At 66.8% G+C, this 25,001-nt stretch carries 19 protein-coding genes; 5 read left to right on the top strand and 14 right to left on the bottom strand.

Translation table 11 applies throughout. The features are described from left to right. The first annotated feature begins 19 nt into the window (after positions 1-19). On the top strand, positions 20-895 hold the full coding sequence (locus ToN1_RS10315) for a DMT family transporter (RefSeq protein WP_169207341.1): 876 nt from the start codon (positions 20-22) through the stop codon (positions 893-895). Between the two features lie 100 nt (positions 896-995). Then, a complete protein-coding gene (locus tag ToN1_RS10310) occupies positions 996-1,631 on the top strand; it encodes an FMN-binding negative transcriptional regulator (protein ID WP_169207340.1) in 636 nt (211 codons plus the stop codon). 132 nt (positions 1,632-1,763) lie between these two features. Here the strand turns inward: ToN1_RS10310 and aceF are convergent, their stop codons facing one another. The 13 genes from aceF to ToN1_RS10245 all read right to left on the bottom strand — a co-directional run bounded on the left by aceF (position 1,764) and on the right by ToN1_RS10245 (position 18,759). Continuing rightward, positions 1,764-3,083 (bottom strand): dihydrolipoyllysine-residue acetyltransferase, encoded by a 1,320-nt coding sequence (aceF, locus tag ToN1_RS10305; protein ID WP_244861019.1) that lies wholly within the window; start codon positions 3,081-3,083, stop codon positions 1,764-1,766. Positions 3,084-3,118: 35 nt separating this feature from the next. After that, a complete protein-coding gene (gene aceE, locus ToN1_RS10300) occupies positions 3,119-5,809 on the bottom strand; it encodes a pyruvate dehydrogenase (acetyl-transferring), homodimeric type (protein WP_210148087.1) in 2,691 nt (896 codons plus the stop codon). A 153-nt stretch (positions 5,810-5,962) separates the two neighbouring features. Continuing rightward, positions 5,963-7,729 carry a dihydrolipoyl dehydrogenase gene (lpdA, locus tag ToN1_RS10295; RefSeq protein WP_210148086.1) on the bottom strand — a complete coding sequence of 589 codons (1,767 nt, stop codon included), beginning with the start codon at positions 7,727-7,729 and terminating at the stop codon, positions 5,963-5,965. A gap of 69 nt (positions 7,730-7,798) precedes the next feature. Further along, on the bottom strand, positions 7,799-8,977 hold the full coding sequence (locus ToN1_RS10290) for a cystathionine gamma-synthase family protein (protein ID WP_169206861.1): 1,179 nt from the start codon (positions 8,975-8,977) through the stop codon (positions 7,799-7,801). A 44-nt stretch (positions 8,978-9,021) separates the two neighbouring features. Continuing rightward, complete coding sequence (gene doeB, locus ToN1_RS10285; RefSeq protein ID WP_169206860.1) at positions 9,022-10,014, bottom strand: N(2)-acetyl-L-2,4-diaminobutanoate deacetylase DoeB; 993 nt, start codon at positions 10,012-10,014, stop codon at positions 9,022-9,024. A 4-nt stretch (positions 10,015-10,018) separates the two neighbouring features. Then, complete coding sequence (doeA, locus tag ToN1_RS10280; protein WP_169206859.1) at positions 10,019-11,206, bottom strand: ectoine hydrolase DoeA; 1,188 nt, start codon at positions 11,204-11,206, stop codon at positions 10,019-10,021. Positions 11,207-11,255: 49 nt separating this feature from the next. Next, entirely contained in the window at positions 11,256-12,443 is a 1,188-nt protein-coding gene (gene doeA, locus ToN1_RS10275; RefSeq protein ID WP_169206858.1) for an ectoine hydrolase DoeA, read from the bottom strand. 27 nt (positions 12,444-12,470) lie between these two features. Then, a complete protein-coding gene (locus tag ToN1_RS10270; protein WP_169206856.1) occupies positions 12,471-13,463 on the bottom strand; it encodes a cyclodeaminase in 993 nt (330 codons plus the stop codon). Positions 13,464-13,604: 141 nt separating this feature from the next. Then, the gene (ehuR, locus tag ToN1_RS10265) at positions 13,605-15,002 is read right to left on the bottom strand and encodes a MocR-like ectoine utilization transcription factor EhuR (RefSeq protein ID WP_169206855.1); all 1,398 of its coding nucleotides are present in this window, start codon (positions 15,000-15,002) and stop codon (positions 13,605-13,607) included. Between the two features lie 78 nt (positions 15,003-15,080). Beyond that, complete coding sequence (eutB, locus tag ToN1_RS10260) at positions 15,081-16,067, bottom strand: hydroxyectoine utilization dehydratase EutB (protein WP_169206854.1); 987 nt, start codon at positions 16,065-16,067, stop codon at positions 15,081-15,083. Continuing rightward, positions 16,064-16,831, bottom strand: a complete 768-nt coding sequence (locus ToN1_RS10255; protein WP_169206853.1) for a maleate cis-trans isomerase family protein — start codon at positions 16,829-16,831, stop codon at positions 16,064-16,066. Before ToN1_RS10255 ends, eutB begins: the two co-directional genes overlap by 4 nt. Before the next feature lie 13 nt (positions 16,832-16,844). Beyond that, positions 16,845-18,125, bottom strand: a complete 1,281-nt coding sequence (locus tag ToN1_RS10250) for a TRAP transporter large permease (RefSeq protein ID WP_169206852.1) — start codon at positions 18,123-18,125, stop codon at positions 16,845-16,847. 13 nt (positions 18,126-18,138) lie between these two features. Beyond that, complete coding sequence (locus tag ToN1_RS10245) at positions 18,139-18,759, bottom strand: TRAP transporter small permease (protein WP_244861018.1); 621 nt, start codon at positions 18,757-18,759, stop codon at positions 18,139-18,141. A gap of 299 nt (positions 18,760-19,058) precedes the next feature. Here ToN1_RS10245 and dctP point away from each other — a divergent pair, with 299 nt between their 5' ends. After that, positions 19,059-20,096, top strand: coding sequence for a TRAP transporter substrate-binding protein DctP (gene dctP, locus ToN1_RS10240; protein ID WP_169206850.1), 1,038 nt, complete (start codon positions 19,059-19,061; stop codon positions 20,094-20,096). 296 nt (positions 20,097-20,392) lie between these two features. Here dctP and ToN1_RS10235 read toward each other — a convergent pair whose 3' ends face one another. Next, positions 20,393-22,684, bottom strand: a complete 2,292-nt coding sequence (locus ToN1_RS10235; RefSeq protein WP_169206849.1) for a TonB-dependent receptor — start codon at positions 22,682-22,684, stop codon at positions 20,393-20,395. 190 nt (positions 22,685-22,874) lie between these two features. Here ToN1_RS10235 and ToN1_RS10230 point away from each other — a divergent pair, with 190 nt between their 5' ends. Continuing rightward, positions 22,875-24,293, top strand: a complete 1,419-nt coding sequence (locus ToN1_RS10230; RefSeq protein WP_169206848.1) for a sensor histidine kinase — start codon at positions 22,875-22,877, stop codon at positions 24,291-24,293. Further along, on the top strand, positions 24,242-24,925 hold the full coding sequence (locus tag ToN1_RS10225) for a response regulator transcription factor (protein WP_244861017.1): 684 nt from the start codon (positions 24,242-24,244) through the stop codon (positions 24,923-24,925). Before ToN1_RS10230 ends, ToN1_RS10225 begins: the two co-directional genes overlap by 52 nt. Positions 24,926-25,001 lie beyond the last annotated feature (76 nt).

The following is a 25,001-nucleotide window of genomic DNA, read 5'->3' as shown; positions in this document are numbered from 1 at the left end:
CAACGACAAGGAGAGCGTCGTGGAGGAACGGCAGAAGGGCTTGTTGATGACCGCAGCGGGCGTGCTGCTGATGTCGCCCGATGCGCTCGTGCTGCGCTGGGTGAGTGCCGATGCGCTGCACGTCCTCGCATGGCGCGCCTTGATGATGGCGGCAGGCCTCGGGGTGCTGCTCGGGCTGCGCTATCGTACCGCGCTGCCGCGAGTGCTCGCGCGCTGCGGCTGGACTGGCGCGGGCTGCGCGCTGAGCTACGCGGCGAGCACGATGTGCTACGTCACGGCGATGAACCTCGCCGGTGCGGCGAGCACCTTGCTGATCTACAGCGTCTCGCCCTTGGTCGCCGGGCTCATCGCCTGGGCCTGGCTCGGCGAGCGCCTGTCGCGCCGCGACCTTGCGGCGATTCTCGTGTGCGTCGCCGGCATCGTGCTGATCGTCTCCGACGATGCTCCGGGCGCGAGCCTGCCGGGCAACCTGCTGGCGCTCGCGGCGGCCACTCTGTTCGCCGCCAATCTTGCGCTCGCGCGCAGCCGCCCGCTCGTCGACATGAGTCCGGCTCTGCTGCCAGGGGCGCTGCTGGCCTCGCTCGCAGCGTTCGCGCTGGGTGGCACGCCGCGCCTCGACGGCGGCGAGCTTGCCGCGCTCGCGGCAATGGCGCTGGTGCTGCTGCCGCTGGGCTTCATGCTCGTGCAACTCGGGCCGCGGCGCATCGGTGCCGCCGAGGTCGGGTTGCTCCTGCTGCTGGAGGTCGTGCTCGGCCCGCTATGGGTGTGGTGGCTGCTCGGCGAGGCGCCAGGCGCTCGGGTGCTGTTCGGGGGGATGGTGGTGCTGCTTGCGCTGCTCGGACACACGCTCGCCGGCTGGCGCGTCGCTGGGCGGTCTGCGGCCGCCGTGACGTGAGAAAGGAGTAAGGGGCGGCAGCCCCGGCACGAGATCCGCTTGGGCACCGCAGCCATCGCGGTATGCTCGGAACCCGTGCGAATCGAGAAAGGCTTGTCCCATGTATACGCCCTCCAGCTTCAGAGAAGACGCCACCGTTCGCCTGCATGCGCTGATCGAGGCGAATCCGCTCGGCCTGCTGGTCACGCACGGCGAGGGCGGCCTGCAGGCGTCGCCGCTGCCCTTCTTGGTCTACCCGGACGAGGGGGAGTTTGGCGTGCTGCGCGCCCACCTCGCGCGGGCGAATCCGCACTGGCAAGAGCTAACCCGCGTCGACGAATGCCTGGTCGTTTTTGGGGGCGTGCAGGGCTATGTCACCCCGTCGTGGTATCCGAGCAAGGCCGACACGCACAAGGCCGTTCCGACCTGGAACTACGCCACCGTCCACGCCTGGGGCAAGCCGACGGCGATCGAGGACGCTGCCTGGCTGCGCCGACAACTCGACGACCTGACCGGGTTCCACGAGCATCGGCGGCCCGTGCCTTGGGCGGTCAGCGACGCGCCGGCCGATTACATCGCGGCGCAGATGAAGGCCATCGTCGGCATCGAGATTCCCATCGCGCGCCTGGAGGGCAAGTTCAAGATGAGCCAGAACAGGAGCGAGGCCGACCGGGCCGGGGTCGTCGCGGGCCTGCGCGACGAGGCTGATCCGCACGGGAATCGCAAGATGGCCGGGATCGTTGAACGGCTGGGATGAGGGGAGTCGCGGCCAACCCGGATAGGGCTGCCGAATACCGCCAATCCACCCGCGTCGGCGAGCGTCATAGACGGCGAAGGGCGGACACCTCGTAGCGGGGGTGTCCGCCCTTCCAATGCGGTGCCGAGGATCTCAGCCTTCGAGGCTGATGCGCCGGAAATCCCCCAGCATGTTCTGCAGATGCACCAGGAAGCGTGCGGCGAGCACGCCGTCGACGACGCGGTGATCCCACGACAGGCACAGCGGCAGGATCAGGCGCGGCACGAACTGCTGGCCGTCCCACAGCGGCTTCGTCTGGGCCTTGGTGACGCCGAGGATGGCGACCTCGGGGGCATTGATGATCGGTGTGAAGGCGGTGCCGCCGATGCCGCCCAGGCTGGAGACCGTGAAGCAGCCGCCGCTCATGTCGGCGGAGCCGAGCTTGCCGTCGCGCGCCTTCTTCGCGAGCTCGGCGGCCTCCGCGGCGATCTCGTAGAGGCCCTTGCGATCCGCGTCGCGGATCACCGGCACGACCAGCCCGTTGGGTGTGTCGGCGGCGAAGGCGACGTGGAAGTACTTCTTCAGCACCAGATTGTCGCCGTCGAGGCTGGCGTTGAACTCGGGGAACTTGCGCAGCGCCGAGACGCAGGCCTTGATCAGGAAGGCGAGCATCGTGAGCTTCCTGCCGCTCTTGTCGTTCTCCTTGTTGAGGGCGACGCGGAAGGCTTCCAGATCGGTGATGTCGGCCTCGTCGAAGTTGGTGACGTGGGGGATCACGACCGCGTTGCGCGAGAGGTTCGCGCCGGAGATCTTCTTGATGCGCGACAGCGGCTGGGTTTCGATCGGGCCGAACTTCGCGAAGTCGATCTTGGGCCAGGGCAGCAGGTCGAGCCCGTTGCCCGGCGCCGCGGCCGGGGTCTTGCCGGGCACGCTGCCGGAGCTCATCGCGGCCTTCACGTGTGCCGTGATGTCCTCGCGGGTGATGCGGCCCTTGGCTCCGCTCGCGCGCACCTGGGCGAGGTCCACGCCCAGCTCGCGCGCGTAGCCGCGCACCGAGGGGCTGGCGTGCACCTTGCCGCCGAGCGGCAGGGCGGGCGGGAGGGCGGCGGGCGCCGACGGTTCAGCCGCGGGCGGTGGGGGCGGTGCCGCAGGAGCGGCCGCCATCGGGACAGCGACGGGCGCGGGCGGCGCAGCCTGCGCGGCTTCCGCAGCAGCTGCCGCCGTGCCACCCTCGGCGGTTTCGATCTTCATCACCAGGCTGCCCTGCGACACGCGGTCGCCGACCTTCGCGAGCAGCTCGCGGACGATGCCGGCCACCGGCGCGGGCACGTCCATCGTCGCCTTGTCCGATTCGAGCGTAAGAATGGGATCGTCGGCGGTGATGTGGTCGCCGGGCTGCACGAGCAGCTCGATCACCGGCACGTCCTTGTAGTCGCCGATGTCCGGCACGGTCACGTCTATGAGTCGGGTCATCTGTTCACCTCGATTGTTCTTTCCGGGCGCCGCGTTCAGATCGCGAGCGGGCTGGGTTTGTCGGCGGCGATGCCAAGGCGCGCGACGAGGCCGTCGAGCGTCGCGGCCGGCAGCGCGCCGTCGGCGACGAGGCTGCGCAGCGCGGCGAGCGTGACGTAGCGGGCGTCGACCTCGAAGAAGTCGCGCAGTGCGACGCGCGTGTCGGAGCGGCCGAAGCCGTCGGTGCCGAGCACGGTGTAGCGCGCGGGGACCCAGTTGCGGATCAGGTCCGGATAGGCGCGCATGAAGTCGCTCGCGGCGACGACCGGGCCGCGGCCCGCGAGTTGCTGCGCGACCCAGGGCTCGCGCGGGGCCTCTTCCGGGTGCAGCAGATTCCAGCGCTCGCAGGCGAGGCCGTCCTTGCGCAGCTCGCCGAAGCTCGTCGCGCTCCACACGTCGGCGGCGACGCCGAACTCGGCTTCCAGCCGCTCGGCCGCGGCGAGCACTTCGCGCAGGATCGTGCCGCTGCCCACGAGCTGCACGCGCGGCTTGCCTTCGAGCGCGCTTGCGCGCAGCAGGTAGAGACCGCGGCGAATGCCTTCCTCGGCCCCGGCCGGCATCGCCGGGTGGGCGTAGTTCTCGTTGTAGAGGGTGATGTAGTAGAAGCCGTTGTCGCCCTCGCTCATCATGCGGCGCACGCCGTCCTCGACGATCACCGCGACTTCAAAACCGTAGGCGGGATCGTAGGCGCGGCAGGTCGGGATCGTCGCAGCATAGACGTGGCTCTGCCCGTCCTCGTGCTGCAGGCCTTCGCCCGAGAGCGTCGTGCGGCCGGCGGTCGCGCCCAGCAGAAAGCCTCGCGCCTGCGAGTCGGCGGCGTTCCAGATCAGGTCGGCGACGCGCTGGAAGCCGAACATCGAGTAGAAGATGTAGCACGGCAGCATTGGCTCGTCGCTATGCGAGTAGGCGGTGCCGGCCGCGATCCACGAGGCCATCGATCCGGCCTCCGAGATGCCTTCCTCGAGGATCTGGCCCTTCACATCCTCGCGGTAGAAGGCGAGCTGGTCGGAGTCCTGTGGCGTGTAGCGCTGGCCCCACGGCGAGTAGATGCCGAACTGGCGGAACATCGCCTGCATGCCGAAGGTGCGCGCCTCGTCGGCGACCACCGGCACGACGCGGCGTCCAAGCTGCTTGTCGGCCATGAGTTTGCCGAGCAGGCGCACGAAGCTCATCGTCGTCGACACTTCCCGCCCGGCCGAGTCGCCGTGGAAGGCATCGTAGAGCTCGGGCTGCGCGAGCGCGATCGGCTTCGCATCGCGGTTGCGCGCCGGCACATAGCCGCCCAGCGCGGCGCGGCGTTCCTGCAGGTAGCGCAGCTCGCGGCTGTCCTCGCCGGGGTGGTAGTAGTTGAGTTCGTCGAGGTCCTGGTCGGTCAGTGGCAGCTCGAAGCGCTCGCGGAAGCTTTCGAGGTCTTTGCGCGCGAGCTTCTTGGTCTGATGCGCGCTGTTCGCGCCCTGGCCCGAGGCGCCCATGCCGTAGCCTTTGGTGGTCTGCGCGAGGATCACCGTGGGCTGGCCCTTGTGCGCGACCGCCGCGGCGTAGGCGGCGTAAATCTTGATCGGGTCGTGGCCGCCGCGCTTCAGGGCGTCGATGTCGTGGTCCGACATGTTGGCGACCAGCGCGGCGAGTTCGGGGTAGCGCGAGAAGAAGTGCTCGCGGTTGTAGTGGCCGTCGGTCGCCGAGAGCTTCTGGAATTCGCCGTCCACGGCCTCGGCCATGCGCTTGAGGATCCAGCCGTCGCGGTCGCGCGCGAACAGCACGTCCCAGTTCGAGCCCCACAGGCACTTCACGACGTTCCAGCCGGCGCCGGCGAACAGCGTCTCGAACTCCTGCACGACGTTGCCGTTGCCGCGCACCGGGCCGTCCAGACGCTGCAGGTTGCAGTTGATGACGAGGACCAGGTTGTCGAGCTGCTCGCGCGCGGCGAGCGAGATGCCGGCGAGCGATTCGGGCTCGTCCATCTCGCCGTCCCCGACGAAGGCCCACACGCGGCGGTCGCTCTGCGGCGCGATGCTGCGGTGCTGCTGGTAGCGCTGGAAGCGTGCCTGGTAGATCGCGCTGAGGAGGCCCAGTCCCATCGAGCCGGTCGGGAACTGCCAGAAATCCGGCATCAGCGTGGGGTGCGGATAGGACGACAGGCCGCGGCCGATGCCGCCGGAGACTTCGCGGCGGAAATGGTTGAGCCGGTCCTCGCTCAGGCGCCCTTCGAGGAAGGCGCGCGCATACACGCCGGGCGCAGCATGCGGCTGGAAGTAGACCAGGTCGCCGGGGTGCGCCTCGCTGCGCGCGCGAAAGAAGTGGTGGAAGCCCACTTCGAAGAGGTCGGCGATCGACGCATAGGTCGCGATGTGGCCGCCCAGTTCGGGGTGGGTCTTGTTCGCGCGCGACACCATGGCCAGCGCGTTCCAGCGGTGGATCGCGGTGATGCGCGCCTCGAGGTCGAGGTCGCCCGGGTACTGCGGCTGCGCCTCGACGGCGATGGTGTTGCGGTAGGGCGTCGTGTGGCGGGTGTGGAAGCGCCCTCCCGCGCGGCGGCCGGCCTCGATGAGGCGGTCGACGAGGTACTCGGCACGACCGAATCCGTCGCGCTCGACGACTTCGGCGAGGCTGTCGAGCCAGTCGAGGGTCTCGCCGGCGTCGCTGTCGGCGCCGAAATTCATGTTCGTGGGCGGCGGATTGTGTGTCATGGCGCGGTTCCTTTGGTGTGAGCAGGGGCGTCGCGATGCGGGGCGAGCCGCTCGCGCGATCGGTTCGTGTAATGCAGTGTAGGGGGCTGGTACGCCCGATCGAATGACCTAGGACACTCGATCGGGCGTACTCGGACGCAAGGTTTTAGCGCCTTAGCGGCGGCGTGCAGGCGGCACGTCGGTGCAGCTGCCGTGCGCGACTTCCGCGGCCATGCCGACCGTCTCGCCCAGCGTCGGGTGCGGGTGGATGGTCTTGCCGATATCCACCGCGTCTGCGCCCATCTCGATGGCGAGGCAGACTTCGCCGATCATGTCGCCGGCCGAGGGGCCGACGATCGCGCCGCCAATGACGCGGTGCGTTTCGGCGTCGAAGATCAGCTTGGTGAAGCCGTAGTCGGCGCCGTTGGCGATCGCGCGGCCCGATGCGGCCCACGGGAACTTCGCGGTCTCGACCTTGCGGCCTTCCTTCTTCGCCTGTTCTTCCGTGTAGCCGACCCAGGCCACTTCCGGATGGGTGTAGGCGACGCCCGGGATCACGGTGGCGTCGAACGCCGACTTCTCGCCGGCCGCGACTTCGGCCGCGACGTGCGCCTCATGCACCGCCTTGTGCGCGAGCATCGGGTTGCCGACGATGTCGCCGATGGCGAAGATGTTCGGCACGTTGGTGCGCATCTGCGCATCGACCGGGATGAAGCCGCGGTCGGTGACGACGACGCCGGCCTTCTCGGCACCGATCTTCTTGCCGTTGGGGCTGCGGCCGGCGGCCTGCAGGATCATGTCGTAGCGCTGCGGTCCGCCCGGAGCCTTCTCGCCTTCGAAGGTGACCCACAGGCCGTCGTCCTTCGCCTCGACGGCGACGGTTTTGGTCTTGAGCATGATGCTGTCGAAGCGGTGGGCGTTCTGCTTCTCCCACACCTTCACGGCGTCGCGGTCCGGGCCCTGCATCAGGGCGTCGAGCATTTCGACGACGTCGACACGGGTGCCGAGGGTCGAATACACGGTCGCCATCTCGAGGCCGATGATGCCGCCGCCGATGACCAGCATCTTCGCCGGCACCTGGCGGAGTTCCAGTGCGCCGGTGGAGTCGACGATGCGCGGGTCGCGCGGGATGAAGGGCAGGTGCACTGCGGCCGAACCGGCGGCAATGATGCACTGCTTGAACTTGATGACCTTCTTCTCGCCGGTCTTGTCCTGACCGTCGCCGATCGTGACTTCGACTTCGACGTGGTTCGGGTCGAGGAAGCTGCCGTATCCGCGCACGACGTCGACCTTGCGGCCCTTGGCCATGCCGGCGAGACCGCCGGTGAGCTTGCCGACAACCTTGTCCTTGTGGGCACGCAGCGCGTCGATATCGACGGTCGGCTTCGCGAAGGTGATGCCGGCGGCCGACATGTGCTCGGCTTCGTCCATCACGGCGGCGACGTGCAGCAGCGCCTTCGACGGGATGCAGCCGACGTTCAGGCACACACCGCCCAGCGTCGCGTAGCGCTCGACGATGACGGTCTTGAGACCGAGGTCGGCCGAGCGGAACGCGGCCGAGTAGCCGCCGGGGCCGGCGCCAAGCACGAGCATGTCGCACTCGATGTCGGCACCACCGGCGTGGCTCGCGGCGGCCGGGGCCGCCACAGGCGCAGCAGCCGGAGCCGGCGCGGCGGCGGGGGTTGCCGCAGCGGCCGCACCTGCAGCTTCCACCTTCAGCAGCACGGCGCCTTCGCCGACCTTGTCACCGACCTTCACGAGCACTTCGGTGACAATGCCAGCGGCCGATGACGGCACGTCCATCGTCGCCTTGTCCGATTCGAGCGTGCAGATCGCGTCGTCGACCTTGATGGTGTCGCCGGCCTTCACGAACAACTCGATCACCGGGACAGAAACGAAATCGCCGATGTCCGGCACCTTCACTTCAACAATCTGGCTCATATTGGGGGCTCCTTGTGGGCGCGGCGCCCCGTGGGACGCCGCGCCGGATGCTGCCGGGGTGGGGGCGGATCAGATCTTGGCGAGCGCCTGCTCCAGGTCGGCGATCAGGTCGTCGCCGTTCTCGATGCCGGCCGAGTAGCGGATGAGGCTCTCGGGGATGCCGGCGTTGGCACGCTCCTGCTCGGTGAGCTCGACGTGGCTGGTGGTGCGCGGGGGGCCTACCAGGGTTCCGACCGAGCCCAGGCTCGCGGCCTTGTGCGCGTACTTGAGGTTCTCGAGCACGGTGACGACCTTGTCGAAGCCGCCCTTGAGCGAGAAGCTCAGCATGCCGCCGAAGCCGTCCATTTGCTTCTTGGCGATGGCGTGGTTGAGATGGGTCTCGAGGCCTGGGTAGTACACCTGCTCGACCTTGGGGTGCTGCGACAGGTAGGTCGCCACGCGCATCGCGTTCTGGTTGTGGCGCTCGATGCGCAGTTCCAGCGTCTTCATGCCGCGCAGGATCATGTAGGCCGAGTGCGGGTGCAGCGTCGCGCCGGTGATCTCGCGGTAGTGGAAGATGCGGTCCACGAGTTCCTTCTTGCCGGTGACGAGCCCGCCCATCACGTCGGAGTGGCCGTTGAGGAACTTGGTCGCGCTATACACGACGAGATCGGCGCCGAGTTCGATCGGGCGCTGGTTGATCGGCGTGGCGAAGGTGTTGTCGACCACCACCACCGCGCCGTGCTGGTGCGCGACCTTCGACAGGCGCTCGATGTCGACGACCTTCAGCGTCGGGTTGGTCGGCGTCTCGAGGTAGAGCACCTTGCAGCCCTTCTTCACCTCGGCCTCGATGATGGCGAAGTCGCTGGTGTCGCACAGGCATACGTCGACCTTCATCTTCGGCAGGAACTCGATGAAGATCTTGTTCGAGCCGCCGTAGGTGTCCTTGATCGCGACCACGCGTTCGCCAGGGCTCAGCAGCGTGAACAGCGTGTTGCTGATCGCAGCCATGCCGGTCGAGAAGCTGGTGGCTTCCTCGGCGCCGTCAAGGATGCGGATCTTCTCCTCGAGCGGGCGCACGGTCGGGTTGGTGTTGCGCGAGTAGATGTGGCCCTTCTTGCGGCCCAGCGCGACGTCGAACCATTCGTTCATGTCGTCGTAGCCGAAGGTCACCGAGTTGAAGACGGGCAGGCAGATCGCGCCCTCGGCGAAGAGGTGCTCCTCGCCCGCCCATACGGCGGCGGTGCCGGCCTTGTTGGTCTCGCTCATGTTGTTTCTCCTTTGGAAGATTGTTCGTGATGCCGGCCGAGCGTTCAGCCGACGATTTCGGCGACCACCGCGAGGGTGTCGCCGCGGCCGATCAGGCCGGGGAAGTGGCGCGCGGCGAGGATGCCGCCGCGGCGCGCGCGGTATTCGACGGGGGCGACGCCGGTGCGCGTGACGTCGTGCACGCGGGCGATCACCTCGTCCTTCGCGACCGCGTCGCCGAGGTCGCGGCACATCTCGAGCAGGCCGTCGTGCAGGCTCGTGACGTAGCAGTCGCCGTCGGGCATGTCGAGGGTGACGGTGTCGCGGCGCTCGATGCGGCCGGCGCAGATGCCGGCCTGGATCAGGAACTGCCGCACGCCGCGGTCGGCGACCGCGACGCTCTTCGCGGTCGCGCTGCCGCCACCGCCGAGTTCGGTCGAGACGAACACCTTGCCGGCCGACTCGGCCGCGGTGTCGAACATGCCGACGCTGTCGAGCTCCAGCAGGCGCATCGAGTAGGGCGCGTTGAAGGCCTGCATCGCGGCCTCGCAGCGCTCCTCCTGGCCCTTGTCGCCGAGCACGTGGATCGCCGCGAAGGGCAGGAAGTCCAGCGTCTTGCCGCCCGAATGGATGTCGAGCACGTAGTCGGCGAGCGGCAGCAGGTGGCGCTCGACGTAGTCGGCGATCTTCTCGGTGACCGTGCCGTCCGGCTTGCCGGGGAAGCTGCGGTTGAGGTTGCCGCGGTCGATCGGCGAGGTGCGCGTGCCGGCGCGGAAGGCCGGGTAGTTCATGAACGGCAGGATGATCACGCGGCCGCGCACGTCCTCGGCGGCGAGCGTCGCCGCGAGCTTGGTCAGCGCGACCGGACCCTCGTATTCGTCGCCGTGGTTGGCGCCGGTGAGCAGCGCGGTCGGGCCGTCGCCGTTACGGATCACCGTGATCGGGATCATCACCGCGCCCCACGCGGCATCGTCGCGCGAGTAGGGCAGCTTGAGAAAGCCGTGCTGCACGCCGTCGCGCCCGAAGTCGACGGAGGCGCTGATGGGGGAGGGTTTCATCGCATCAGTCCTTGACGAAGAGTTTGCGCGGCGTGTTGCAGAAGGTCTCGACGCCGGTGTCGGTGATGAGGATGCTTTCGGTGATCTCGAGGCCCCAGTCGTCCTGCCAGATGCCGGGCATGAAGTGGAAGCTCATGCCCGGCTCAAGGACGGTGCGGTCGCCGGGGCGCAGGCTCATCGTGCGTTCGCCCCAGTCGGGGGGGTAGCTCGCGCCGATGGGGTAGCCGCAGCGGCTGTTCTTCTCGATGCCGTAGCTCTTGAGCACCTTGAAGAAGGCGTTGGCGATGTCCTCGCAGGTGTTGCCGGGGCGGGCGGCATCCAGGCCGGCGTGGATGCCCTCGACGACCGCCTTCTCGGCCTCGATGAAGTGCTGCGGGGGCTTTCCGAGGAAGACGGTGCGCGACTGCGGGCAGTGGTAGCGGCGGTAGCAGCCGGCGATCTCGAAGAAGGTGCCGGCGCCGGCCGCCATCGGGCTGTCGTCCCAGGTCAGGTGCGGGGCGGCAGCATCCGCGCCGGTGGGCAGCAGCGGCACGATCGCCGGGTAGTCGCCGCCGTGGCCGTCGGCGCCCTCGATGCCGGCCGCGTAGATGCGGGCGACCAGCTCGTTCTTGCGCATGCCGGGCTCGATGGTGTCGACGATGGTCTGGTGCATGCGCTCGACGATCTTCGCGGCGATCCGCATGTACTCGATCTCGCGCGGCGACTTCACGGCGCGCTGCCAGTTCACGAGCGAGTTGGCATCGACGAAGCGCGCCTGCGGCAGGTGCGTGACGAGCGAGGCGTAGGCGGCGGCCGAGAAGTAGTAGTTGTCCATCTCGACGCCGATGCGCTTGTCGGCCCAGCCACGCGCGGCGATGAGCTCGGTGGCGAGGTAGTCCATCGGATGGCGCTCGGTCGACTGCACGTAGTGGTCGGGGTAGCGCACGATGTCCTCGGCCGCCATGTACACGGTGCGGTCGGCACCGTTGCCGTCCATGCCGCGGCCGTACCAGATCGGGTCGCCTTCAGGGCCGACGATCACGCACTGGTGCACATAGAAGGACCAGCCGTCGTAGCCGGTGAGCCAGTACATGTTGGTCGGGTCGCTGACGATCATCACGTCGATGCCGCGCGCGTCCATCGCGGCGCGGGTCTTGGCGAGGCGCGCGGCGTACTCGGCGCGCTCGAAGGGCAGTATTACGTTCTGTGGCATGGCCTTGTCCTTGTCTCCAGCGGGTTGCAGCGGGCGTCGTGGGCGACGCTCAGTCCTTGACGAAGAGTTTGCGTGGCGTGTTGCAGAAGGTCTCGACGCCGTTTTCGGTGATGAGGATGCTCTCGGTGATCTCGAGGCCCCAGTCGTCCTGCCAGATGCCGGGCATGAAGTGGAAGCTCATGCCCGGCTCAAGGACGGTGCGGTCGCCGGGGCGCAGGCTCATCGTGCGTTCGCCCCAGTCGGGGGGGTAGCTCGCGCCGATGGGGTAGCCGCAGCGGCTGTTCTTCTCGATGCCGTAGCTCTTGAGCACCTTGAAGAAGGCGTTGGCGATGTCCTCGCAGGTGTTGCCGGGGCGGGCGGCATCCAGGCCGGCGTGGATGCCCTCGACGACCGCCTTCTCGGCCTCGATGAAGTGCTGCGGGGGCTTTCCGAGGAAGACGGTGCGCGACTGCGGGCAGTGGTAGCGGCGGTAGCAGCCGGCGATCTCGAAGAAGGTGCCGGCGCCGGCCGCCATCGGGCTGTCGTCCCAGGTCAGGTGCGGGGCGGCAGCATCCGCGCCGGTGGGCAGCAGCGGCACGATCGCCGGGTAGTCGCCGCCGTGGCCGTCGGCGCCCTCGATGCCGGCCGCGTAGATGCGGGCGACCAGCTCGTTCTTGCGCATGCCGGGCTCGATGGTGTCGACGATGGTCTGGTGCATGCGCTCGACGATCTTCGCGGCGATCCGCATGTACTCGATCTCGCGCGGCGACTTCACGGCGCGCTGCCAGTTCACGAGCGAGTTGGCATCGACGAAGCGCGCCTGCGGCAGGTGCGTGACGAGCGAGGCGTAGGCGGCGGCCGAGAAGTAGTAGTTGTCCATCTCGACGCCGATGCGCTTGTCGGCCCAGCCACGCGCGGCGATGAGCTCGGTGGCGAGGTAGTCCATCGGATGGCGCTCGGTCGACTGCACGTAGTGGTCGGGGTAACCGATGATGTTGTCGTCGCCGATGTACGCCGTGCGGCGCGCGCCGTTGGCGTCCTGGCCGCGGCCGAACCACACGGGCTCGCCTTCGGGGCCGACGATCACGCACTGGTGCACGTAGAAGGACCAGCCGTCGTAGCCGGTGAGCCAGGCCATGTTGGTCGGATCGCTGACGATCAGCACGTCGATGCCGCGCGCGTCCATCGCGGCGCGGGTCTTGGCGAGGCGCGCGGCGTACTCGGCGCGTTCGAAGGGCAGGGCAATGTTGTGGGGCATGGGGTGTCTCCGCTCCTCGTTGCGGGATCAGGATTCGAATGGGGTGCCGTGGCCGCCGGCGCGGGCGCGCGCGAAGGCAAAGGTCGCGATCGCGGTGTCCTGGGCGCCGGTGCCGGTCAGATCGCAGATCGTCACGTCGTCGCGACTCGTGCGGCCGGGCGCCTGGCCGGCGATGACTTGGCCGAGCTCCGGGAAGCTCGCGTCGGTGGTCACAAGGCCGGCTGCGATCGCATGATGCAGCTCGCCGAGCACGCGCACCTGAGCGAGGCGGTCGCACACGTAGCGTGTCGCGGCGGCGATTGCGGCGGGCGCGATCTCGTTCTTGTGCTCGGCATCCGAGCCCATCGCGGTGATGTGCAGGCCCGGCTGCAGGTGGCGAGGCTCGATCAGCGGCGAGCGGCTGGGCGTGGTCGTGATCGCGACGTCTGCGCCGTCGATCGCAGTGTCGATGCTCCGGCACGCGCTTATGCGCAGTCCAAGCGCGGCCGTCATCTCGTCGGCGAAGCGTTGCGCCTCGTCGATGCGCGGCGCCCACACGGTGGCCGACTCGATGTCGCGTACCAGCGTCAGCGCCTTCAGCTGCAGGCGCGCCTGCTCGCCCGATCCGATCACCGCCGCGCGACGCGCATCCTCGCGCGCGAGCCAGCGCGCCGCGACCGCGCCGGCGGCAGCGGTGCGCACCGCGGTGAGATAGCCGTTGTCGAGCAGCAGCGCCTCGGGTACGCCGGTGCGCGCCGACAGCAGTACCATCAGGCCATTGAGACTGGGCAGGCCCAGCTTGGGGTTGTCGAAGAAGCCCGGGCTCACCTTGATCGCGAAACTGTCCAGCCCCGGTAGGTAGGCCGTCTTCACGTCGACCTCGCCGTTGTGCTCCTCGATGTCGAGCCGCAGGATCGGCGGCATGACGACCTTCTCGGTCGCGAGCAGGCGGAACGCGTGCTCGACGCAGTCGATCGCGGCCGCGTCGAGCGTGACGCAGGCCCGCAGATCGGATTCGCTCAGCAGAATGACTTTGGACATGCAGCCCCCTTCGGTCCGGAACGCCCCGCGCCGACGCGGCGGGGATTGAGGTCCAGTGTAGGGGGCGGGAATTGTCGGTCCGCTTGTCCTAGTGCAATGGCGACATTTCGGCGCTGCTGCGCCGAAATGTCGCGTCGGGCATCACAGGTAGTCGTGCACCTGCGGATACTGGCGGAAGACGCTGGCGATCGTGCCTAGCGCGCCGTTGATGCGCACGTCGCTGCCCTCGGCGCCGAGGCACAGCCGGATCGCATTGGGGCGAGGGGCGCCCAGCACCAGGAACGGGTCCGGTGAGGTGACGGCGACGAGCCGGTGGCGCAACTGCTGCACCAGGCTGTCGAGCTGCCAGTGCCCGGGGATGCCGACCCAGGTCGACAGCGAGCAGGGATGGTTCGAAATCGCGAATTCGCCGAGATGTTCTTCGACCATCTTGTGGCGCAGCGCGAGGCATTCGCGCTGCACTTGGACGAGGTGTTCGGCGGTGCCGTCGGCAATCCAGCGCGTCGCGACCTCGGCGAGCAGCGGCGTGGCCATCCAGCTATTGACGCGCAGGATGCTCTCGACGCGCAGCGCCAGCCGCCGCGGCATGGCGAGGTAGCCCGTGCGCAGGCCCGTCATCAAAGACTTCGTGAAGCTCGTCAGGTAAAAACCCAGCTCCGGCAGGTGACTGGTGATCGGCGCGGGGCGCTGCGTGAGCAGCGGGCCGAAGACGTCGTCCTCGATCACATACACCCCGTAGCGCTCGGCGATGCGCGCGATCGCGCGGCGGCGCGAGTCCGGCATCAGGCTGCTGGTCGGATTGTTGAGGTTGGGCGTGCATACCAGCGCAGTGATGCGCTCGTTGGCGCACATGTCCTCGAAGTGGTCGGGCTGGATGCCGTACTCGTCCGAATCGAGGCCCTTCAGCGTGAAACCCAGCACCTGCGCCGAGCCGATCACGCCGTGGTCGGTGAGGCTGTCGGTTAGCACCGTGTCGCCCGGGCTCACCAGCGAGGCGAGCGCGAGAAACTGCGCATGCGAGGCGCCGTTGGTGATTAGCAGCGTCTCGATCGAGCTCTTCATGCCGAGGCCCGCGAGCCATTCGACGGCCGCGGCGCGGTGATGCTCGAAGCCTGCGATCGGCCGGCACGCGCGCATCCACGGCTGGTCGGGTTGGGCCGCGAGCGCCGCGCAGGTCTCGCGCCAGACCGCGTCATGCTCTTCCGTGTACACGATGCGTGCGATCGAGAAATCGACGAGCGAGCGCTCGGCGCGATCGAGCATGTAGCTCGCGACCTTCTCGGTCACGCGCTTCGCGACGAAGCTGCCGCGCCCGACCTCGCACCGGATCACGCCGTGCTGCTCGAGTTCCTTGTAGGCGTTGGTGACGGTCTGCACGCTGATGCCGAGCTTTTGGCTGACCTCGCGCTGCGGCGGCAGGCGGGTGCCCTCCGCGAGCGAACCGTTCTCGATGTCGGCGGCGATCGCCTGCACGAGGATCTTGTACTTCGACTCCCCGCCGCGCACTGCGTCCAGTGCCTCTCGCCAATGTTCCATCATGGGGTACTCCTGACTCGGTCCCGCTCCCGATGGCCGGTCGGGGCGGGCGGTTGCGGGCTCGCTGGATTCACGTGGCGCTCACGTGCCTCCAGCGTTCCATTCTTCGCAGACCAGGCGCCGATGCAGCGCCATGTCGATGTTCGCGCCGCTCACGAGGACCGCGGTCGTGCCGGGATTGGCGACGCGCCCGGCGAGCAGGGCGGCGATGCCGACCGCGCCCGCGCCCTCGACGATGACCTGCTCCTCGCGGTACGCGTGGCGGATCGCATCCGCGATCTCCGCCTCGCTCACGAGCACGGTGTCGTCGACCAGTGTCTGCGCCATGCGGAAGGTGTAGCGGTTGTCGAGCCCGATGCCGCCGCCGAGCGAATCGGCAAGCGTCTCCAGCTCCTCGACCTGCACGGGGCGGCCGGCTTGGATGCTCGCGTGCATGGCGCAGCCGCGCTCCATCGTCACGCCGACGACGCGGATGTCGCGCGAGGCGCTCTTCATCGCCAGCGCGACCCCGGCCAGCAGCCCCCCGCCGGAGAGCGGCACGAGCACGGTGTCGACCGACGGCAGATCGTCGAGGATCTCCAGCCCGGCGGTGCCCTGGCCGGCGATCACGTCGGGGTGGTCGAAGGGCGGCAGCAGCGTGAGCCCTTCCTCGCGCACCAGGCGCGCGACCTCCAGCTCGGCCTCGTCCTGGCTCGCGCCGCTGATATGCACCTCGGCGCCGAGCGCGCGGATCGCCTCGACCTTGTTTGCCGGCACCAGCCGCGACATGCAGATCACCGCGCGCACGCCCAGCCGCTTCGCCGCATGGGCCAGTGCGCGGCCGTGGTTGCCGGTGGAGACGCCGATCACGCCGCGCGCGCGCGCCGCGTCGTCGAGCGCGAGCAGCGCGTTGGTCGCGCCGCGCAGCTTGAAGCTGCCGGTGGTCTGGCGGCATTCGAGCTTCAGATGCACCGGCGCGCCGACGCGGCGCGTGAGGCTGGTCGAGGCGGCGAGCGGCGTGTGCAGCACGTGGCCGCGGATGCGGTGGCGGGCCTGGAAGAGGTCGATCAGGCGAATGTCCTGGTTCATTGCGGTATGTGTTCCTCGAGGGTGTCGAAGAGGCGGCCAGGCGCGTCGCGCGCGGTGAGGCCGACGAGGTCCAGCGTGTGCCAGACGATCGCCTGGTTGCTGGTGACCACGGGGCGGCCGAGCGCAGCCTCCAGCGCCTCAACGGCGAGGCTCGCGCGCAGCGCGGTGCATGAGACGAACAGCGCGTCGGCCTCGGGCGCCATCGCGCGCAGGCCCGCCTCGACGATCGTTGCGGGCGCGAGCGCCGTCATCGCGTAGTCGTCGTCCATGTCGAGACCGGACACGTTCACCACCTCCAGCCCGCGGCTCGCGTAGTAGTCGCCGAGCGCGCGGTTCACGTCCGCGCGGTAGGGCGTGAGGATGGACACGCGGCGCGCGCCCAGCCGCGCCAGGGCCGCGAGGCTCGCGGTCACCGGCGTGGTCTGGTGACGCGAGGGCTTCGCGTGGCGGATCAGTGCGAGTGTCTCGGCTTCGCCCAGCGCAATCGTGCCCGAGGTGCAGCCATACACGACGACGTCGAGCTCCAGCCCCGGCAGCAAGTCGCGCCCGGCGCGCGGCAGGTCGTCGGCGACTCCGCGCAGCGTCTCCAGCGTCATCGGGTTCGCATGCCGGATGCGGTTGCAGTACAGCCCGACGTCGGCCGGCAGCATGCGCCGCAGGTCCGCCTCGCTGTTGAGGTCGGTCGCGAGGCCCAGCAGGCCCACACGGGCCCGCTCGGCGGCGGTCGGTGCGTCGTCGCGACGGGGAAGGATGTCGATGCGCACGGTCTTCTCCCGTTCAGCGGTAGGCGAGCTTCGGCAGCGTCAGCGCGATGTCCGGCACCAGCACCAGCAGCACCGACACGAACAGCAGGATCACGATGAAGGGCGGGGTGCCGCGGATCACCTCCGCGTAGGGTTTGCGCCAGATCGCGCAGGCCGTGAAGATGTCGCAGCCGAAGGGCGGGGTGCAGGCGCCGATCGCCATCTGCAGCGTGATGATCGTGCCGACGAGGATCGGGTCGATGCCGGCGGCGTTCACCAGCGGCATGAAGATCGGCGTCATTACCAGCGTCACGACCACCGAGTCGACGAACATGCAGCCGATGAAGAAGGCCACCGAGATCGCGAACAGGATCGTGTAGGGGCCGGCGTCGGCGAGGCCCAGCGCGGCGATCAGTTGCTGCGGGATCTGCGCGAACGAGATGATCCACGAGAAGGCCGCGCCGGCGCCGACGAGGATGAAGACGATGCCGGTGATGAGCCCGGTCGAGTAGGCGATGGCGGGGAAATCCGACAGCTTCACCGCGCGGTAGACGACGACCTCTAGGATGAACGCATATAGCACCGCAATCGCGGCGACCTCGGTCGGGCTGAAGTAGCCGCCGTACAACCCCCCGACGATCAGCACCGGGAACATCATCGCCAGCGCCGCCTTGCGCATTGCAACAAAGCGCTCGCGCCAGCCGGTGCGCGGCAGCAGCGGGATGTCGTGGCGCCACGAATACCACACCGAGTACAGGCTGAAGAGCAGCAGGATCAGCAGGCCCGGGCCGATGCCGGCGAGGAAGAGCTCCGCGATCGAGGCCTTGCCGACGATGCCGAACACGATCATGCCGATACTGGGCGGGATCAGGAAGGCGATGTCGGCGGCGTTGATCAGCAGCGCCATCGTGAACTTGTCGTCATAGCCCGCCTGAAGCATGCGCGGGCGCAGCGGCCCGCCGACGGCGACGACGGTGGCCTGGGTCGAGCCCGAGATCGCGCCGAACAGCGTGCAGGCGACCGAGGCCGTGACCGCGAGCCCGCCGCGCAGGTGGCCGAAGAAGGTCATCGCGAGATCCAGCAGCCGGTTCGCGGTGCGCCCGCGGGTGACGATGTCGGCCGCGAGGATGAACATCGGCACCGTGATCAGCGCCACAGGGCTGATGCCGCTGACCATCTGCTGCACGATGATGTCGGGCTTGAGGTTGGGGAAATAGACGAAGAAGCCGACGAAGGTCGCCACGAGCATCGGGACCATCATCGGGAAGCCGCTCAGCATCAGGCCGAGCATGATGAGGAGAATCGTCAGTGCCATGATATGCAGCTCCTCAGATGGTGGGCATGTCGACTTCGTCGTGCTCGGTCACGTGTGGCGCGAGATGCACGCTGCCGGGGGTGATCACATTGACGACGCAGGCGAGGGCGAACTGCAGGCTCGCAATGACGAGGCCCAGGGGGATCCACAGCAGCGTTATCCACATGGGCAGCTGCAACGCAGGCGTGACGCGCCCGAGGCCGTGCATGCGCAAGATGTAATGGGTCGCGTACCACGCGAGCAGCGCGAGCACCACGGCGGTGACGGCCTGGATCACGGCGAGCATCCGGCGCCGTCCCTCGACTGGCAGCAGGTCCGTGAAGGCAGACATGCGGATGTGCCGCCCCTGTCGGGCCGCAGCGCTGGTGCCGACGAAAGTCACCAGCATGATGAGGAACTGGTTGAGCTCCTCGGAGAAGAACAGGCTGCTCGAGAACAGCACGCGCGCCGCGACGTTGCCAAGGGTGTTGACCGCCATCACGATGATGCCCCACGAGAGGAGCTGCTTCTCTAGCACCCCCAGGCCGCGATCGATGCGCCTGACGACTTGCAGGGCCAGGCCCCGCGTGAACGATGGGTCCATTCCTACCTCCTCCACCTGCAGGGACAGTCCCTGCGCAGGCGTTGTGTGCATGCTTGTCTCCTCCGGCAATTGACGGCCTGGTGCGCGATTCGCCGCGTCATAATGTTTTGTGTTCGTTTTCGCAGCGGAGCCAGTCTAGTGTCGAGGGGCGCAAGCTCGTAATGCCCTAGAACAATCGGGCTGCGGCGCCACGATTGTGCGTGTGCGCCGTCAGGGTTCTGCGTTTCGTTGTCTCCTTCAAGTGTTCTAGTGCAATCGCGGAGCGAATTCATCGGCGTAGTCTCGATTCCGCATCACGGCGCAGCCGCCGCGCCGGAGCACATTACACTGACAAGATGGAGGAGGAGACGATGGCCATTGCAAGAACCCTGAAGCACCTGGTTGCCGGCGCGGTGATTGGCCTGGCAGCGCTCGGAGTCGCGCACGCCGAGGAATGGAAGTTCGCGGTCGAGGAAGGCCCCGGCGACGTACAGACCCTCTACGCCGAGCAGTTCAAGAAGCTCGTGGAACAGCGCAGCCAGGGAAAGGTGAAGGTCACGATCTACACCTACGGCCAGCTCGGCAACGAGAACGACCTGACCGAGCTCACCGCCTCGGGCGCGATCCAGTTCTCGAACGCTTCGCCCGGACACCTCGGCACCTTCGTGCCCGAGGTGCAGATCCTGAGCCTGCCCTTCCTGCTGCCCGAGGCGGACGCAGCGAAGGGCGAGATCCTGTCGAACAGCAAGGCGCTGTACGGTTCGCTCGCGAAGGACTTTACCGCGAAGGGACTCAAGCTGTTCACGATCTATCCGGAAGGCGAGATGATCTGGACGACCAAGAAGGCCGTGCGCAAGCCTGCCGATCTCGGAGACGTCAAATTCCGCGTGATGACTTCGCCGATCCTCATCGAGCAGTTCAAGCTCTACGGCGCCAATCCGGTCGCGCTGCCGTGGGGTGAAGTCTATGGCGGGCTGCAGATGAACGTGATCCAGGCCCAGGTGAACCCCGCCTTCTTCATCGAGAGCGCAAAATTCCACGAGGTCACCGATCACCTGATCTATGTCGGCGACGTTGAATACACGACCACGGTCGTCTCCAACGCCGACTTCTACGAGAGCCTGCCGGCCGAACGGAAGAAGATGCTCGACGAAGTGCGAAGCGAGCTCCAGCAATACATTTTCAAGACCGAGCGCGAGAAGAACGCCGCCGCGGTCGACAAGATGCTCAAGGACAACCCCAAGCTCAAGGTCGTCAAGCTCACCGACGCGGAGCGCGAAGTCTTCCGCAAGCGCGCCGAGCCGCTTGGTCAGAAGCTTGTCGCGATGGTCGGTGGCCGCGCCGGGGAGATCCTCAAGCAGCTAAAGGCGGAAATCCAGACCGCGAACACGCAGGTCAGCGCGAAGTAAGCACCTCGATCTCGAGTCCGCCCTTATTTCAAGGAATGGGGCGGAGTTACGGAGTGCCCGTATCCGTTGGCGGCGAAGCCTCATACTTCGAAAGGGCCGCCCGTTGATACGGGGCGAAGGCCAGGCCTCTCGGCCAATGCTGTCGGCCAGCCTGCGCCGACTGAGCGATGGAAGTGTGGCGGAAAGCCGCCGCACGGCGTAGAGGGCCACCGAACGGCAGATGTCCAGTTCATCTAACCATTGCCCAATGGAGCCCTCCACATGCTGATTTGTGGAGGGCCGGTTCTGGTGCCGGATTAGAGCCCCTTCCAGGCGTAGCGCACGCCTACCCATGCACTACGCGGCGTGCCGGGCGCGATGAACTGCTCATGGCGCCATTCGTCGGGATTTGTCTCAAACGCATTACCGGCACCGACGAAAGGATTTTCTGCGAGCGTGCCGGCAGTCGCGTAGCGTTTGTCGAATAAGTTGTCGATGCGGCCGAATAGTGTCCAGCCGCGAGCCAGCTGGTAGTCGACGCTGACGTTGAGCACGGCATATCCAGGAAGCTTCCCGCGTCCTGAAAACTCGCTGTCCGGTTCATGACGGTTGTTCTCGTTTCCGCGTACATATTGGCTCGAGTATGCGATGAGGTCGCCCCCTAGGCGCAAAGTGTCGCTGGCTCGCCAGTCGAGACCCAGTTTGAGGCTGTGCTTTGGCAGTCCCGGCAGCCGGTCGCCGCGAGAAATACGGATTTCGTCGTCAGGACAGCCACCACCACCCTCGGTGCTGTTGTTCTCGGCAAGGATGCAGGCCGAGGACTGGAAGGTGGCCTTCAGGTAGCTGTAATTCACCCGCCAATCGATGGCTCCGCTGTCACCGGAGACACCCAGCTCGATGCCTTCGCGGCGTGTGCGCCCGAAATTGGTGAAATAGCCGAGGCTGCCCCCGGTGCCGACGAAGAGAATGTCGTCGCGGTTGGTACTACGAAATGCCGTCGCGTTCCATTGCGCGTTTCCGGCTAGCTTTCCGCGCACCCCCAACTCGAAGGTGCGCGTGACCACCTGTTCCAGGAAGGGGTCGGCGGCCATCGCATTGGGCAGACTGCAGGGGTTTTCCGGGTCGGCGCAGCCGAGCTCGACTGGAGTGGGGGCGCGGTTGCCTTGCGTATAGCCGCCGTAGAAGGTGACGGCGGGGGTGACCTGCCAGGTAATCCCCAGAGCGGGATTAAGCTTGCGGTAGGTATAGTTGGCGTCGAGATTGTTCCGCTGGTTGGGGAAGAGCAAGTCATCGTTGATGACCCGCGTATAGTTGTAGCGCAGCGAGCCGGTGAGCTGCAGGGTGGGTGACAGGGCAACACTGTCGGTCAGGTAGACGCTGCTGGTGCGCGTACGTCCCAGGAGCCGATTCGCCAGTCCCTCGTCTTCTTCGGCCTCGACGCCACGCTCGTCGTCAAGCTCGCCCTCCTGCTCGGTCTGGCGGAAGTTGGCGCGGCTGCGGTCGTGCGAGAGGCCGATCGCGAACTGATGCGTGCCGGCCATGCGGCTCCACTGAAGCGCGAAGCCATTGGCGACCTGGTGCGTCCGCGTGCGGTTGAGCACGCCGTTTTCGTCGAAGCCCGGATCGGCCTCGAATTCGTCCTCGTAATCGTCGTTGCCGTCGCCGTTCAGGGTACGAGTGTGCGTGCGTCGCGTGTAGATCGTACCGGAGAGCCGGTCGCTTTCGTTGAGCCAGTGGCTGCCCGACAGCGCCACGAGGGTGCTGCGATTACGCGTCTGATCAGGGTAGGTGAAGATCGCTTCGCGCCCTTCCGAGCGCAGAAGGCTCTCCGGCACAAGGCCGTTGCCGACAAGGTCGGTGCGCGCATGTGCCAGGGTGAGCGCAAGATCCGTCACGTCTGAGGTCCACGCGAACTTGCCGAACAGCTGGCCGACCTCGGTAGGCGAATGGTCGCGCCAACCGTCTTCCTTCATGCCCTCTGCGGCAACATACCAAGAGAGCTCGTCCCGCCTGCCGCCATGCTCCACTGAACCCCCACGACGATTGAACGATCCTCCGTACAGCTCTATGGCGCCGCCCGAATGGGTGTCGCCGCGTTTCGTCTGCAGCGCGAGCGCACCCCCCAGCGTATTGAGGCCGTAAAGGGGGTTGGAGCCAGGCACGAGCGTCATCGAGGCAATCGCCGCTTGGGGAATCAGGTCCCAGTTCACGACATCGCCGAAGGGCTCATTGACGCGCACCCCGTCGAGGAACACGGACAGGCCTTGGGGTGTGCCGAGAAGGGGCGAGGCAGAAAAGCCGCGGTAATTGACGTCGGCCTGGTAGGGATTGCCCTGAACCTCGTTCACATTGATGCTGGGCAGCTTTCGCTGCAGGTCCTCGGCCAGCGATTGGCCGCCGGCATTGCGCAGTTGCTCTGCGCTCAAAGTCTGGACGTTGGCGGGCACCTGATCCTTCGGAAGATCGATACCGGGCAGGGGCGTTGTGCCGATGACCAGCACCGGCTCGAGTTCGCCAGTCTCAGCGGCCAAGGAGGTTGAAGCAGCCCCCAAAGAGGCAATTAGGATGGCGAGCGCTGTGCGCATCGGTGCCCGGCTGACGTGCTGCATGATGCTCCTCGTGTGAGTTGGTGTTCGTGCAAGGGTCGTCCTGGCGCTGTTCGGCACGTTTGCAGTGCGTCAGTGCCTTGATGGCGCCGGAGATACTGCGCAGCCTACGTTTGCTGCGCGTCAGCCTCCATAGGAAAAGTTCCCGATTTTCTCGATGCGCGCGCGGGCGGGCCAATGTGATACTGCCCTCATGGATCTGACCTCTATGCTCCTGCGGCGCGCAACGGCCATCACGCTGGCGTGCCTCCTTTGCGTCCTTCTCCTCGCGGCGTGGCGAACGCAATCAGATGTCCACCGGGAAGGAGTTGGTGTCGGAAAGCTCGCTGAATTGAACAGTCAGCTTGCCGCCCTGCTAAGCGCGTCGGAAAGCGAGCTTGACGAGCGGATCACGGCTTTGCGCGAAATCGGACGTTTGCGCCATGTGGAATTCCGCCTCGAGGATGCCAAGACCGGTGAAGCGCTCGCGCAATCGATGACCGGGGAAGTGCCCCAACCGGAGATTCGGCCTTTCCTGTGGCTGCTGGAGTTATTCGCGCGCCCGCAGGTCCCTGAGAAATCGGCTTGGCTCCTGGAGCGTGCAGATGGTCGCACCTATCGCGTCACCCTGACTTCGCAGCCATACAGCGAGCAAAAGGAAGCGTTCGACGAAATCGTCGGCGTCACCGGCGTGTTGCTTCTCTACAGCTTGGTCCTGCTGGCAGCCCTGTACTGGGCTGTTCGCCATGCCTTCGCGCCGATGCGCCAGGTTCTGGACACTATTGATGCTTTTGAACGGCAAGACTATGGAGCTCGACTTCCCTCCATGCATATCCGCGAAATGGACGTGATCGCGGGCGCGCTCAACCATCTGGCAGCGGCGCTGGATCAGGCCCAGGGGGAGCGACGCCTGCTCAGCCTGAAGCTGCTGACATCGCAAGAGGACGAGCGGACGCAAATCACCCGCGAATTGCATGACGAACTTGGGCAATCCCTTACCGCGATGCGCGCGGATGCGACCTATTTGATGCGGCGGACCATAAAGCAGCCAGATCTGCATACGGTCGTTGCAGAAATTGAGCAGCAGTGCGCCCGCGTCCAGCAGGACATACGCAATCTGCTCGGACGGCTAGGGAAGCCGAGTGACGCAACGAGGCGTGGGGCGATTCCGATCCACGAACTCCTGGAGTCCTTGGTCGAAAGCTGGCGAAACCGGCCGGGCCAGAGCACCGATTACCGGCTGGTTGTCGATTTCGACAACAGGGATATCCCGCGTGATTTGGCGATGACTCTGTACCGCATGACTCAGGAGGCACTGACCAACGTGGCCCGTCACGCTAACGCAACGGCGGTGTTGGTTACGCTCGTCACTCGCCCCGAGGAGAATATCGAGTGGTCGGTGTGTGACGATGGCATCGGGATCGCCTCCTGCAACGAGGCGCTCCAGCAGGGCATCGGCTTGGCCGGGATTCGTGAGCGCGTCTGGGCCTATGGGGGCGACCTGAACATGCTTGATCAAGGTCCGAAGGGCGCACCGCCCGGGTTGTGTCTTCTGGCGCGCATTCCTTGGCCAGGAGAAGCGTGCTCTTTGGCAGCACCCAGCATCGGCAGCAAGGCATGGGAGGCGAATTGATGAGCTGCTTGCGTGTGGCAATTGCTGACGATCACGCCGTGGTGCGAGCAGGATTTAAGCGGCTGCTGGAGCTTGAACCAAACATCCGCGTCGTGGCCGAGTTCGCCAACTGCGAAACGACCTATACCTGGTTCAATGCCAATCATGCCGATATTCTTGTTCTCGATCTTTCGATGCCGGGCCGCGGTGGCCTCGAAACGCTGCGGCGACTCAAAGCGAGAATACCAATGCTGAAGATCCTTATCTTCAGCATGCATGACACTCCGGCGATGGTCAGTCAAGCCATGCAGGCGGGTGCTGATGGCTATCTGACGAAGAGCAGTCCACCGGGCGCCCTGATCGCGGCAGTGCAAGAGATCGGCGCAGGGGGGCACCCGCTATCGGAGGAAGCCGTGCGAGCCTTGGGCGAGGCTGGGCGCGATGAGCATGCACCCCATCAGCTGTTATCGTCCCGGGAGTTCCAGGTGTTCACCCTGCTTGCACAGGGACTAGCGGTTGATGACATCGCGAAGCGGCTTTACGTGAGTGCCAAGACCGTCGCCAACTACCAGACAGCTATCCGCCAGAAAACCGGGCTGGGAAACGCGCTTGAGATGTTTCGCTACGCGAGGGCGCATGCGCTAGTTGAATGAGCCAAAGTGTGCCGGAGTTTGGCTCAGGGGGCCGTTCTGACGGATAGATCGAGTTCGCCCGCCTTCCCTGGAGCGG

It is taken from the genome of Aromatoleum petrolei (assembly GCF_017894385.1).
Taxonomy (GTDB): domain Bacteria; phylum Pseudomonadota; class Gammaproteobacteria; order Burkholderiales; family Rhodocyclaceae; genus Aromatoleum; species Aromatoleum petrolei.
Note: the sequence above shows the minus strand (reverse complement) of the source record. Positions and strands in the feature narration are given on the sequence as shown.

Excerpts from the sequence above, each read along its gene's own strand:
- ToN1_RS10310 (WP_169207340.1), top strand. The coding sequence starts at position 996 with ATGTATACGCCCTCCAGCTTCAGAGAAGACGCCACCGTTCGCCTGCAT.
- aceF (WP_244861019.1), bottom strand. The coding sequence starts at position 3,083 with ATGACCCGACTCATAGACGTGACCGTGCCGGACATCGGCGACTACAAG.
- aceE (WP_210148087.1), bottom strand. The coding sequence starts at position 5,809 with ATGACACACAATCCGCCGCCCACGAACATGAATTTCGGCGCCGACAGC.
- lpdA (WP_210148086.1), bottom strand. The coding sequence starts at position 7,729 with ATGAGCCAGATTGTTGAAGTGAAGGTGCCGGACATCGGCGATTTCGTT.
- ToN1_RS10290 (WP_169206861.1), bottom strand. The coding sequence starts at position 8,977 with ATGAGCGAGACCAACAAGGCCGGCACCGCCGCCGTATGGGCGGGCGAG.
- doeB (WP_169206860.1), bottom strand. The coding sequence starts at position 10,014 with ATGAAACCCTCCCCCATCAGCGCCTCCGTCGACTTCGGGCGCGACGGC.
- doeA (WP_169206859.1), bottom strand. The coding sequence starts at position 11,206 with ATGCCACAGAACGTAATACTGCCCTTCGAGCGCGCCGAGTACGCCGCG.
- doeA (WP_169206858.1), bottom strand. The coding sequence starts at position 12,443 with ATGCCCCACAACATTGCCCTGCCCTTCGAACGCGCCGAGTACGCCGCG.
- ToN1_RS10270 (WP_169206856.1), bottom strand. The coding sequence starts at position 13,463 with ATGTCCAAAGTCATTCTGCTGAGCGAATCCGATCTGCGGGCCTGCGTC.
- ehuR (WP_169206855.1), bottom strand. The coding sequence starts at position 15,002 with ATGATGGAACATTGGCGAGAGGCACTGGACGCAGTGCGCGGCGGGGAG.
- eutB (WP_169206854.1), bottom strand. The coding sequence starts at position 16,067 with ATGAACCAGGACATTCGCCTGATCGACCTCTTCCAGGCCCGCCACCGC.
- ToN1_RS10250 (WP_169206852.1), bottom strand. The coding sequence starts at position 18,125 with ATGGCACTGACGATTCTCCTCATCATGCTCGGCCTGATGCTGAGCGGC.
- ToN1_RS10245 (WP_244861018.1), bottom strand. The coding sequence starts at position 18,759 with ATGCACACAACGCCTGCGCAGGGACTGTCCCTGCAGGTGGAGGAGGTA.
- dctP (WP_169206850.1), top strand. The coding sequence starts at position 19,059 with ATGGCCATTGCAAGAACCCTGAAGCACCTGGTTGCCGGCGCGGTGATT.
- ToN1_RS10235 (WP_169206849.1), bottom strand. The coding sequence starts at position 22,684 with ATGCAGCACGTCAGCCGGGCACCGATGCGCACAGCGCTCGCCATCCTA.
- ToN1_RS10230 (WP_169206848.1), top strand. The coding sequence starts at position 22,875 with ATGGATCTGACCTCTATGCTCCTGCGGCGCGCAACGGCCATCACGCTG.